This is a genomic window from Streptomyces sp. DSM 116795, assembly GCF_055792905.1.
In genome coordinates this window covers 656,989-668,427 of sequence record NZ_CM147707.1, presented here as the reverse complement: position 1 = coordinate 668,427, position 11,439 = coordinate 656,989, and the positions used below count along the sequence as shown (strand labels likewise).

Below are 11,439 nucleotides of genomic sequence, written 5' to 3'. Positions count from 1 at the left end.
GTTCACGGTCAGCTCCCTTGACGGTGGTGCTTGCGCTCACGGACGGCGAAGACCAGCAGCCAGGCACCGATGGCCGCGGCTGCGGCGAGGGTCGCGGGGACCGGTATGTGCGCCGCGGTTCCCACCAGAAGTCCCAGCAGGAGGAAGGCGGCAACGATGAAGAGCATGTGAGGCCCTTTCGTTTCGGAGATTCTCAGTGAACAGTTGGGAGTACAACTGTTCACTGAGAACAGCTTACCTTGGCACCGAGCCGCGAACACCTGTTTACTCAATGACATGAGCCACACCCCCTCGCCCGCACCGACCGCCCGCGAGGCCCAGAAGGCCAGGACCCGGCGCGCGCTCCTCGACGCGGGCCTGCGGCTGCTGGAGCACCAGAGCCTCAGCAGTCTCGGACTGCGCGAGGTGACCCGGGTCGTGGGGGTGGCACCCGCGGCCTTCTACCGGCACTTCAGAGACATGGGCGATCTGGGCGTCGCCCTCGTCGAGGAGTCGCTCGGCAGCCTCCACGGGGTCGTACGCGAGATCCTCGCCGGTCCCGCGGACGAGGAGGCGCGCATCGAGCGCACCGTCTCCGCCATCGCCCGCTACGTGCGCGAACACCCCACGCACATCCGCTTCGTCGTACGCGAACGACACGGCGGCGTCCCGGCCGTACGCGCCGCGATAGGAGGCGAACTGGACCGCTTCGCCGACGAGGTGGCGGGGGCGCTGGCCGCCGACGAGGTGTCCGAGGGCTGGAGTGCTCAGGACATGCGGATGCTCGGCGAACTCTTCGTCGACCACATGGTGATGACGGCGTCGGCGTTCCTGGACGCGGCTCTCGGCGAAGGGCCCGACGAGGAGAGCGTCGCCCGCACGGCACGCCGGCGGCTGCTGCTCATCAGCACGGGCCGCCGGCACTGGCTCGACCGCTGAGCCGCCGTCAGCCGTGGGCCCGGGGCCGCCGTCAACCCGGCGCTCAACTACCGGAGTTGACGCGGAAGGTCTTCACCGCCACGTCGAAGTACTTCTTGCATGCGGCCCAGTCGGCGTCGGGTGCGGACAGATAGATCGCGTAATGCTGCTCGCCCTCCTTGCCGAAGCCGAGGTCGACGGCGTGGTACGGGCGCGCCCGGCCCTGCCAGGTGTACTCCCAGATCGCGGCGTCCTGCCCCTGGTAAGTCGTCGCGTTCATACGGAGGTTGCGGTAGCCCGGCGACTTCTGGCGCACCTCGGGCTCCAGCCGGCGCCAGTGTTTGAGAGGGCTGTCGCCCGCGAAGTCCAGCACGCTGAACTTCAGGCCCGTACGCCGCGAGGGAGAGAGATAGTCGACCTGCTGTCCGCCCGCCGTCTCCTGCCGCGTCCAGGTCTCCGGTACGTCGACCGAGAAGCCGAGTTCGTCCTTGACGCGCTTGTAGCCGTCCGCGACAGGGGGACGCGGGCCGGGGCCGGACGCGGACGGGCTGGGGGACTCGGGTGTGGAGGTGCCGCCCTCGCCCGGATCCTCCCCTCCGCCCTGGTCCTCCCGCGTCAGCCACCACCCGCCGCCCAGGACGGCGGCAGCGGCCACCACGGCGGATACGGCCCAGATCACCGCTCGCCGCCCGCGCCGCCGTGCGGAGACGGGAGGCGCCGGTGCGGCGGCCGGCGGGGGCGTGGCCGTGGCTGCCGGCGCAGGCTCCGGTGACGAAGCCTGCGCCCGTGCCTGAGTCCGGACAGGCGCCGGTGCCTGAGTCTGGACAGGCGCCGGTGCCGGAGTCTGAGCCGGCACCTGTGCATGTGCCTGCTCGTGCTCCTGCAGCCTGCCCTCCGCCGGCTCCCGCTCGCCCCACGGCGCACCCGACGGCATCGCCACCGTGCCCACGGTGCCGGCCAGCCACTCCTCCGCCTGCGGAAGCGTCAGCCGCTCCTGGGTGTCCTTCTCCAGCAGTCCTTCGATCAACTCGCCCAGGACACCGGCCCGTTCCATCGGGCGGGGCGGTTCGCTCGCGGTCGCATAAGCCGTCTCCACCCAGGTGCTCCTGCGGAAGGGCGCAACGCCTTCGACCGCCTCGTAGAGCGTCGCGCCGAGTGCCCACGCGTCCGCGGCCGGGCCCGACTCACCGCCCTGCATCCGTTCCGGGGCCGCGTAGTTGATGGACCCGACGAACTCGCCGGTGCGGGTCAGCGTGGCCGTGCCGGAAGCGGCGGCGATGCCGAAGTCGGTGAGGACGATGCGCTCCTGGTCCTCCGACAGCAGTACGTTGGCCGGCTTCACGTCACGGTGCAGCACCCCCGCCGCATGAGCGGCACGCAGCGCCGACGCCATCGCCACTCCCGTACGGGCCGCGTCCTGAGGCGTCAACGGGCCGTCCTCGCGCAGGACATCGCCGAGGGAACGCGAAGGCACGTACTCCATGACGATGCACGGCCGCCCCTCCTCCTCGACGACGTCGTGCACGACGATGACGCCGGGGTGGCTTATCCGGGCCGCGCTGCGCGCCTCACGGCGCGTGCGCTCGTGGAGCCGCGCCCGCTCGTCGTCCTCCAGATGCGGCGGCACATGCAGCTTCTTGACGGCGACACGCCGGTCCAGCAGCGCGTCCTGCGCCAGCCACACGGTCCCCATGCCCCCGCGGCCGAGCTGACGCGAGAGCCGGTACCTCCCCGCCAGCAGCCCGTCCTCGTCGGTCACCTCGAACTCCTGGTCCCCCTGTGCACACCCGTTTCAGAGGTGAACCCTAGCTGCCCGCACCGTGATTGCGACGGCGGAGTACCCAGCCGGTGCCGGCGGGGCCGGTCCGGACGGAGGCGCGGACGGAGACGCGGACGGTGTCAGGCGCCGGTGCGCTTCGCCCTGCTCGGCTGCACGCGCTTGGGCTCGCCCTTCACCTTCGGATGCTCCGGCGGGTAGGGCAGATCGCCGAGACCGTGCTCGCGCTCGTCCCTGTTCGCCAGTTCCAGCGCGGCGTCCAGCCGGCAGCGGTGCGCGTCCATCTCGGCGTGCACATCGCCCACTTCGGCATAGCGCAGCGGCATCGTCACCACGTCGAAGTCGTCGGGATGCGCACTGCCCAGCTCCTCCCAGCGCAACGGCGCGGAGACGGTCGCACGCTGGTTGGGACGTACGGAGTAGGCGCTGGCGATGGTGCGGTCCCTCGCCGTCTGGTTGTAGTCGACGAAGATGCGGCTGCCGCGCTCCTCCTTCCACCACGCGGTGGTGACGCGGGACGGGTCGCGGCGCTCCAGCTCCCGCCCGACGGCGATGGCGCAGCGGCGTACCTGCGCGAAGTTCCACTCGGGCTCGATGGGCACGAAGACGTGCAGCCCCCGCCCGCCCGAGGTCTTCGGCCAGCCCTGCAGCCCCAACTCCTCCAGGAGCGGCCGGAGTTGCTGCGCCGCCCGTACGGCGTCGTCGAAGTCCGTGCCCGGCTGCGGGTCGAGGTCGATGCGCAGCTCGTCGGGGTGGTCGGTGTCGGCGCGGCGCACCGGCCACGGATGGAAGGTCAGACAGCCGAGGTTCGCGGCCCACAGCACCGCCGCGGCCGAGGTGGGGCAGATCTCGTCGGCATGCCGTCCGCTGGGGAAGCTGATCCGCGCGGTGGGGATCCAGCCGGGGAGGTTCTTGGGCGCCCGCTTCTGGAAGAACGACTCGCCGCCGATGCCCTCCGGATAGCGCTCCAGCGTCGTCGGCCGCTCGTGCAGGGCGCGTGCGATCCCGTCGCCGACGGTCACGTAGTACCGGGCGACGTCCAGCTTGGTGAGCCCGCGCTCCGGGAAGTAGACCTTGTCCGGGCTGGACAGCCGCACCTTCTGTCCGCCGACCGTCAGTTCCACCGCCTCACCCATGCCGCCACGTTATGCGGGCGGACGCGGCGCCGCCTCCCGGCGGACGGTAAAGCTTTGCGGCTGCCGCCGCAGTCATCGGACGTCACGCCGAGAGCGCCAAGAGACGAGAGCACCAAGAGAGGGGTGCGGGGGCACGGTGCCCCCGCACCGCCGGTGGTGAGCGTCAGATGCCGAACGGCGCGGCGTAGCACACCGTCCCGCCCGGCAGCCGGTGTCCGCCGTCGAGGGCCAGGGCCATCAGCGCCTCGTCCGGGACCTCGATGGTGAGGCCGATGCCGTGACCGGAGGCACGGGTGAAGCCGAACCTGGGGTAGTAGGCCTGGTGCCCCAGGACGACCACGTACCGCTCACCCATGTGCCTCGCCGCCCGCAGGACGGCGTGCACGGCCGCGGAGCCGGCCCCGCCCCGCTGCCGCTCGGGCAGGACGGCGACGGGCGCCAGACACAGCGCCGGCACGTCGTCGATGTGGCACCGGGTCAGCAGCGCGTGGCCGACCGGGCTGCCGTTCTCGTCGGCCGTGAGGACGGACAGACCGTCGATCCATGCGTTCTCGTCGGCGCGCAGTGCGTCCACGAGGTCGGCCTCCTCCGCGCTGGGGAAGGCCGCGAGGCAGATCTCGCGGACGGCGTGGATGTCGGCGCCGGTCTCGGCGCGCGTGGTCCAGGTATGGCGAATGCTCATGGTGGATGAAGATCCGTTCCGAGTGATGTCCGTGTGCGGATGTCGCCTCGGGGGCTCACGCTCCCGCCGAGGGTGTGCAGGCCGAGGTCAGGCCACGTCCCGGGACGTGAGGAGGACCCGGGCGCTGCGTACGGATGCGGCCGCCGGAGCGGTCATCGACCTCACCTCCCAGCTCCTCGGTTCCGGCCGGACACGAACGGACTCCACTGTAGGGAGTCTTCACCGGCCCCGCGTGCTGCCCGTCGCACCCGTCCGTACGGTCCGCAGAAGCCGGTGCACGAGAACAGGCGGGCGCACGCACGCGCGAATAGAGTGCTCGCCATGGACCTGCCGGTGATGCCGCCCGTGAAACCGATGCTCGCCAAGCTCGCCTCGAAGATCCCGGCGGGCATGCAGTACGAGGCGAAGTGGGACGGCTTTCGCGCCATCGTCTTCCGCGACGGCGAAGAGACCGAGATCGGCAGCCGCACGGGCAAGTCGCTCAAGCGCTACTTCCCCGAGCTGGTCACGGCGCTGCAGGAGAACCTGCCCGAGCGCTGCGTCGTGGACGGAGAGATCGTCCTCACGCGGAACGGCAGGCTCGACTTCGACGCCCTGTCCCAGCGCATCCATCCCGCCGACTCACGTGTGCGGAAGCTCGCGGCGGAGACCCCGGTGTCCTTCGTGGCCTTCGACATGCTCGCGCTCGGCGACGACTCGCTCATGGAGACGCCCCTGCGGGAGCGCCGGGAGATCCTTCAGCGCGCCATGAGGCCGGCGCGCGACCCGGTCTTCCTGGCGCCCGCGACGTCCGACATCGAAATGGCCCGGCAGTGGTTCGACCAGTTCGAAGGAGCCGGCCTGGACGGGCTCGTGGCCAAGGCGCCCGACTTGCCGTACCGGCCGGACCAGCGCCTCATGGTGAAGGTCAAGCACGAGCGCACCGCGGACTGCGTGCTCGCCGGGCTGCGCCCCCACAAGAGCGGCGAGGGAGTCGGCTCCCTGCTGCTCGGCCTGTACGACGGGTCCGGCACGCTCCAGCACGTGGGCGTGTGCGCCTCCTTCACCATGAACCGGCGCCGGGAGCTGATGACAGAGCTGGAACCGCTGCGCATGTCCGACCCCGCGGACCATCCGTGGGCGCGCTGGCAGAGCGAGGAAGCCCATATGGAGAGCCGGATGCCTGGCGCTCCGAGCCGCTGGACGGGCACGAAGGACCTCTCGTGGGTGCCGCTGCGCCCGGAGCGCGTCTGCGAGGTGGCCTACGACCACATGGAGGGGGACCGCTTCCGGCACACCACGCAGTTCCGGCGCTGGCGCACTGACCGCGACCCGCGCGGATGCACCTACGCCCAGCTCGAAGAGCCCGTCAGTTACGACCTGTCCCGCATGCTGACCGACGCGCCCGAAACCCCAACCTGAGTACGTGAGAAGGGACGACGCCATGGGCCACCCGATGTGCCGCGGCAGCCGCCACCGGCGCGCTCACCGCATCCACAGCACCCGGCACGACCTCGGACTCCTCGCGCTCCGCCTCGGCACCGGCGGCGTGCTCTTCGCGCACGGCACGCAGAAGCTCTTCGGCTGGTTCGGCGGTCACGGCCTGGAGGGGACCGGTGGTTTCATGGCGCAGCTCGGCTTCCGGCCCGGGCGCCGCAACGCCCTCGCCTCCGGCCTCGGTGAGGCCGGCGGCGGGACGCTGCTCGCCCTCGGCCTGGCGACGCCGGGAGCCGGCGCCGCCGTGGCCGCGGCGATGGCGGGGGCCGCGTCGATCCATGTCCCGGCGGGATTCTTCAACGACCAGGGAGGGCTTGAGTTTCCGGCCTATCTGGGCCTCGCCGGAACGGCACTCGCCCTCTCGGGGCCGGGGCGCCTCTCCCTGGACCACGTACTGGGGCACCGGCTCAACCAGCCCTGGATGCTCGGGGTGATGTTCGCCGCCGCGGCTGCCGGGGCCACGCTCGTCGTCTCCCGGCGGCAACGGGTCCTGAGGGACGAGCAGCGCGCTCAGCCGGGCTGACCCGGGGCGCCGGACCGGCCGTCGTCGCCGGGGGCGTCCTCCGGGGTGGCCGCGGACTGGCGTACCTCTTCCATGTCCAGGCCGCGGGCCTGGCCGATCAGGTCCTCGAGGGCGGCCTCCGGCAGCGCTCCCGGCTGCGAGAAGACGACGATGCGGTCCCGCACGATGGCCAGCGTGGGGATCGACTGGACCTCGAACGCGGCGGCCAGCTCCTGCTCGGCCTCGGTGTCCACCTTCGCGAAGGTCAGATCTGCGTGGCGCTCGGCGGCCGCCTCGTAGACCGGAGCGAACTGCCGGCACGGACCGCACCAGTCCGCCCAGAAGTCGATCAGTACGAAGCCGTCGTCCGCGACGACGTCGTCGAAGTTGTCCTTGGTGAGCTCCGTGGTGCTCATGTGCTCTCCTGCTGTTGAGACGGTGTCGGACCGTGGCGGCCCTCAGTCGGCCCGACGGGTGATGCTTGCCGGGAGTCCCGGATCGCGTTCCCACCGTCGCACGCGGCGTAAACGCCTCGTCCGGGGCCGATGTTCTGCAAGCGCTGTCGCCAATCGGTGCACGCCTCTTGACCGAGGGCAGACAATCGCTATGGTCTAGACTAATGGCGAGCGTGAATACCGGGTCCCCCAGCTCGAAGCCGTCAGAACCTCCTACCGCGGCTGGTACTCGCCGCTGGTGGGGCGTGCCTTCACATCGCCTCCGCGTTCAACGAGGCCGTCCGTAAGGGTGAGCGGCACCGTGTGCCCTCCCCTCCTCGCCGCTTGCCGGCGGCCCGGACCGTGAAGGAGCAGGAATGAACCTCAAGAGAAAGCTCGCGGCGGGAATCGGTGCGGGGATGGCGCCAGTCCTCGTGCTCACACTGCCGGCTTCCCCGGCGAGTGCGCACGGCTACGTGGACTCGCCGCCCAGCAGGCAGGCGCAGTGTGCGGCCGGCACCGTCGACTGCGGACCCATCAAGTGGGAGCCGCAGAGCGTCGAGGGTCCCAAGGGCCTTACGAGCTGCAGCGGCGGCAACGAGCAGTTCGCCGAGCTCGACGACGACAGCAAGGGCTGGGCGGTCACCCCGGTCGGCAGCTCGACGAGCTTCAAGTGGCGCCTGACGGCGCGTCATTCGACGAGCACGTGGCAGTACTTCGTCGGCGGCTCGAAGATCGCGGAGTTCGACGACGGCGGGGCGCAGCCCGGCGAGACGGTCACGCACCAGGTCGACTTCGGAGGCGTGAGCGGCAAGCAGAAGGTGCTCGCGGTCTGGAACATCGCCGACACCGCCAACGCCTTCTACGCCTGCATCGATGTGAACATCGGCGGCTGACGGCTGACGGCTGACGGCTGACGGCTGACGGCTGACGGCCGGCGGTCGGCCGGCCTCGCACGCGGTGCCGCCGGGGGTGTGCCTCCGGCGGCACCGTGCCGTCCGCGTCCTTGTACCTCCCGGCGCCCTCCCGGCGCCCTCCCGGTGCTCCCTCCGGCCCCCGCTCGTCCCGTCATGCCGCGCGACCATGGAAGGAGACCCCGTGGGAGACTGTCCGGACTCTGTAGTTCAAGGATGAACTACATGTGGCCGAGTCGCCTGCCGGAGCGAACGAGAGGGTGAGAGTGGTGCAGTTCGGGATCTTCACCGTCGGGGACGTCACGACCGATCCCACCGACGGGAGCACGCCGAGCGAGCACGAGCGGATCAAGTCGATGGTCGCCATCGCGCTCAAGGCCGAGGAGGTTGGGCTCGACGTCTTCGCGACCGGCGAGCACCACAACCCGCCGTTCGTGCCGTCGTCGCCGACGACCATGCTCGGCCACATCGCCGCCCGTACCGAGCGTCTCGTCCTGTCCACCTCGACGACGCTGATCACCACCAACGACCCGGTGAAGATCGCCGAGGACTACGCGATGCTCCAGCATCTCGCCGACGGCCGGGTCGATTTGATGATGGGCCGTGGCAACACCGCACCCGTCTATCCCTGGTTCGGGCAGGACATCCGGCAGGGCATCCCTCTCGCCATCGAGAACTACGCGCTGCTGCACGAGCTCTGGCGCAAGGAGGTCGTCGACTGGGAGGGCCGCTTCCGCACGCCGCTGCAGGGCTTTACCTCAACTCCCCGCCCGCTGGACGGCGTGCCTCCGTTCGTCTGGCACGGGTCGATCCGCAGCCCGGAGATCGCCGAACAGGCCGCGTACTACGGCGACGGCTTCTTCGCGAACAACATCTTCTGGCCCAAGGAGCACTACATGAAGCTCATCGGGCTGTACCGGCAACGCTTCGCGCACCACGGGCACGGCACCCCTGAGCAGGCGATCGTCGGTCTCGGCGGCCAGGTGTTCATGCGCAGGAACTCCCAGGACGCGGTACGGGAGTTCCGCCCGTACTTCGACAACGCGCCCGTCTACGGACACGGGCCCACGCTGGAGGAGTTCACCGAGCAGACGCCGCTGACGGTGGGCAGCCCGCAGGAGGTCGTCGACAAAACCCTCACCTTCCGCGAGGCCTTCGGGGACTACCAGCGGCAGTTGTTCCTCATGGACCACGCGGGTCTGCCGCTGAAGACCGTGCTGGAGCAGCTGGACATGCTCGGCGAGGAGGTAGTGCCCGTGCTGCGCAAGGAGTTCGCCGCGCGCCGGCCCGCCGGAGTGCCCGACGCTCCCACGCATGCGTCGCTGCTCGCGCGGCGCGGCTGAGGCTGGTCGCGGGCTGGTCCAGTCCTTTTTTCGGGCAATCCCCGCAGGCGCATTGTGGGGGGTGTGACGGGGTGACATCCTCAACGGCATTACCGGGAAGTAGCCCTACAGAGGAGCACCCGTTGAGCAGTACCCACCCCCACACCCCGCCCTCCGGCGGACCTCCGGAGGACACCCCGCCCACCTCTCAGGACCCGCGGAGAAGCAGCCGCCGTACGGTGCTGCGCGCAGGCGCGGCGCTGACGGGACTCGGCCTGGCCGGGATCACGCCGAGTGCCCGGGCCGGACAGGCGGACCAGTTGGCAGCAGCCCCCGCCGCGGCCGCCGGCGGCTACCGCGTGGGCCGCGGCGTCGCCGACGCCACCGGTGAGATAGCCGAGGTCGGCATGATGGGCTACGGCCGCGTCGACCAGCAGGCCCAGGGCCTTCATACGCGCCTGCGTGCCCGCGCGTTCGTCTTCGCCGACGAGGAGAGCGACGAGCGCGTGCTCCTGGTCGTCGTCGACACGGCGATGATCTTCGAGAGCGTGCACCAGGCCGTCCTCAAGAGACTCGCGGAGAAGTACGGCGACCTCTACACCCACCGCAACGTCATGCTCACCGCCACCCACACCCACTGCGGTCCGGGCGGCTCCTCGCACCACTTGCTCTACAACCTGACCTCGCTGGGCTTCCACGAGAAGACCTTCAAGGCCATGACGGACGGCATCACCGAGGCCGCGACGCGCGCCCATGACGACCTCGCGCCGTCCGAACTCACCCTCACCCACGCGGAGTTGCGCGGCACCAGCGCCAACAGGTCCCGCGAGGCCTTCGAGCGCAACCCGTCGGACCTGCGCAGTCACTTCCCCGAGGGCATCGACCCGCAGAGCACGCTGCTGCGCATCGAACGCGACGGGCGCGCGGCCGGAGCGGTCAACTGGTTCGCCGTGCACGGCACCAGCATGTCCGGCGAGAACAAGCTGATCAGCGGGGACAACAAGGGCTACGCCGCGTACCACTGGGAGCGGGAGGTGGAGGGCGCGGACTATCTCGCGGACACGCCGCCCGACTTCGTCTCCGCGTTCGCACAGACCAACGCGGGCGACATGTCCCCGAATCTGGATCTCAAGCCGCCGACGACTCCCGCCGACTTCGGGAACACCCGCGAGTGCGGCCTGCGCCAGTACGAGTCCGCGGCAGGCCAACTCGACGGGCGCGGCACGAAGCTGACGGGCGGTGTGGACTCACGACTCGTCTACATCGACCTCTCGGACGTGACCGTCGAGCCCGAACACACCGGCGACGGCAAGCAGCACAAGACCTCCAAGCCCGCCATCGGCGCGGCGATGGCGGCCGGCAGCCTCGAGGACGGGCCCGCCTTCCCCGGATTCGACGAGGGCGAGAACCCGCTGTGGGACGCGATCTCGGACTCCGTCATCTACGAGGCGTCACCCGAACTGCGCGAGGCGCAGGCACCGAAAGGCATCTTCGCGCCCGTCGGCGCGATGAACGCCGTCTATCCGTGGGTTCAGGAGCAGGTGCCCGTACAGCTGCTGCGCATCGGGCAGTTGTACCTGATCGGCGTCCCCGGCGAGGTGACCGTGTGCGCCGGGCTGCGGCTGCGCCGCACGGTGGCGGAGACGGTCGGCGCGGAAGTGCGTGACGTACTCGTCGCGGGCTACGCCAACTCCTACTTCCACTACCTCACCACGCCCGACGAGTACGACTCCCAGCAGTACGAGGGCGGCAGCACGCTCTTCGGGCGCTGGCAGCTGCCGGCCGTCGAGCAGACGGCGGCGCAGCTCGCACGAGCCATGCGGGACGGGAAGAGCCTGCCGATCGGGCCGGTCGCCCCGGACATCTCCGGGAAGACGATCTCGCTGCAGCCGCCGATCGTGCTGGACGCGCCGCCGCTGTCGCACGAGTTCGGAGACGTGCTCACCGCTCCGCGCGCCAACTACCGCCCGGGGGAGCGGGTGACGGTGGTCTTCGCGGGCGCCCACCCCGGCAACGTGCTGCACCGGGGCGGGACCTACCTCCGCGTGGAAGCGCGGAAGGACGGCGAGTGGCGCACCGTCGCGGACGACGGCGACTGGTCGACGGCCTTCCGCTGGGAGCGTTACGGCGTCGCCGCCTCGAAGGTGACGGTCACCTGGGACATTCCCGGGGGAACGGCCTCCGGCGAGTACCGGATCACCTACGAGGGCGATGCCAAACCGGTCGCGGGCGACCCGAAAGCCATCACGGGAACCTCTTCGGGTTTCACCGTGAGCGGCTGACGGATCGCCCGTCGGGG

General features: G+C 70.6%; 11 protein-coding genes. 6 read left to right on the top strand and 5 right to left on the bottom strand.

What is annotated here, in order from left to right:
- Window positions 1-8 precede the first annotated feature (8 nt).
- On the bottom strand, window positions 9-167 hold the full coding sequence (locus ACSMXX_RS02885; protein ID WP_473182446.1) for a hypothetical protein: 159 nt from the start codon (window positions 165-167) through the stop codon (window positions 9-11).
- A 109-nt stretch (window positions 168-276) separates the two neighbouring features.
- Between ACSMXX_RS02885 and ACSMXX_RS02880 the strand changes: the two genes are divergently transcribed.
- Window positions 277-918 (top strand): TetR family transcriptional regulator, encoded by a 642-nt coding sequence (locus ACSMXX_RS02880; RefSeq protein WP_473182445.1) that lies wholly within the window; start codon window positions 277-279, stop codon window positions 916-918.
- Window positions 919-961: 43 nt separating this feature from the next.
- Here ACSMXX_RS02880 and ACSMXX_RS02875 read toward each other — a convergent pair whose 3' ends face one another.
- From ACSMXX_RS02875 to ACSMXX_RS02865, 3 genes are all read right to left on the bottom strand, one after another.
- Complete coding sequence (locus tag ACSMXX_RS02875; RefSeq protein WP_473182444.1) at window positions 962-2,656, bottom strand: serine/threonine-protein kinase; 1,695 nt, start codon at window positions 2,654-2,656, stop codon at window positions 962-964.
- A gap of 140 nt (window positions 2,657-2,796) precedes the next feature.
- Window positions 2,797-3,810, bottom strand: coding sequence for a non-homologous end-joining DNA ligase (ligD, locus tag ACSMXX_RS02870; RefSeq protein WP_473182443.1), 1,014 nt, complete (start codon window positions 3,808-3,810; stop codon window positions 2,797-2,799).
- A gap of 163 nt (window positions 3,811-3,973) precedes the next feature.
- Window positions 3,974-4,492: a GNAT family N-acetyltransferase gene (locus ACSMXX_RS02865; RefSeq protein WP_473182442.1), complete on the bottom strand. Its 519-nt coding sequence runs from the start codon at window positions 4,490-4,492 to the stop codon at window positions 3,974-3,976.
- A 321-nt stretch (window positions 4,493-4,813) separates the two neighbouring features.
- Here ACSMXX_RS02865 and ACSMXX_RS02860 point away from each other — a divergent pair, with 321 nt between their 5' ends.
- Both ACSMXX_RS02860 and ACSMXX_RS02855 read left to right on the top strand, forming a co-directional pair.
- Complete coding sequence (locus tag ACSMXX_RS02860) at window positions 4,814-5,893, top strand: ATP-dependent DNA ligase (protein ID WP_473182441.1); 1,080 nt, start codon at window positions 4,814-4,816, stop codon at window positions 5,891-5,893.
- A 34-nt stretch (window positions 5,894-5,927) separates the two neighbouring features.
- On the top strand, window positions 5,928-6,491 hold the full coding sequence (locus ACSMXX_RS02855) for a DoxX family protein (protein ID WP_473184604.1): 564 nt from the start codon (window positions 5,928-5,930) through the stop codon (window positions 6,489-6,491).
- Here ACSMXX_RS02855 and trxA read toward each other — a convergent pair.
- Complete coding sequence (gene trxA, locus ACSMXX_RS02850; protein WP_473182440.1) at window positions 6,479-6,886, bottom strand: thioredoxin; 408 nt, start codon at window positions 6,884-6,886, stop codon at window positions 6,479-6,481. The two genes, ACSMXX_RS02855 and trxA, sit on opposite strands and share 13 nt — an antisense overlap.
- 395 nt (window positions 6,887-7,281) lie before the next feature.
- Here trxA and ACSMXX_RS02845 point away from each other — a divergent pair, with 395 nt between their 5' ends.
- From ACSMXX_RS02845 to ACSMXX_RS02835, 3 genes are all read left to right on the top strand, one after another.
- The gene (locus ACSMXX_RS02845) at window positions 7,282-7,800 is read left to right on the top strand and encodes a lytic polysaccharide monooxygenase auxiliary activity family 9 protein (RefSeq protein WP_473182439.1); all 519 of its coding nucleotides are present in this window, start codon (window positions 7,282-7,284) and stop codon (window positions 7,798-7,800) included.
- Between the two features lie 287 nt (window positions 7,801-8,087).
- Window positions 8,088-9,161 (top strand): LLM class flavin-dependent oxidoreductase, encoded by a 1,074-nt coding sequence (locus ACSMXX_RS02840; RefSeq protein WP_473184603.1) that lies wholly within the window; start codon window positions 8,088-8,090, stop codon window positions 9,159-9,161.
- Between the two features lie 122 nt (window positions 9,162-9,283).
- Window positions 9,284-11,422: a neutral/alkaline non-lysosomal ceramidase N-terminal domain-containing protein gene (locus tag ACSMXX_RS02835; RefSeq protein ID WP_473182438.1), complete on the top strand. Its 2,139-nt coding sequence runs from the start codon at window positions 9,284-9,286 to the stop codon at window positions 11,420-11,422.
- The last annotated feature ends 17 nt before the right edge of the window (window positions 11,423-11,439 follow it).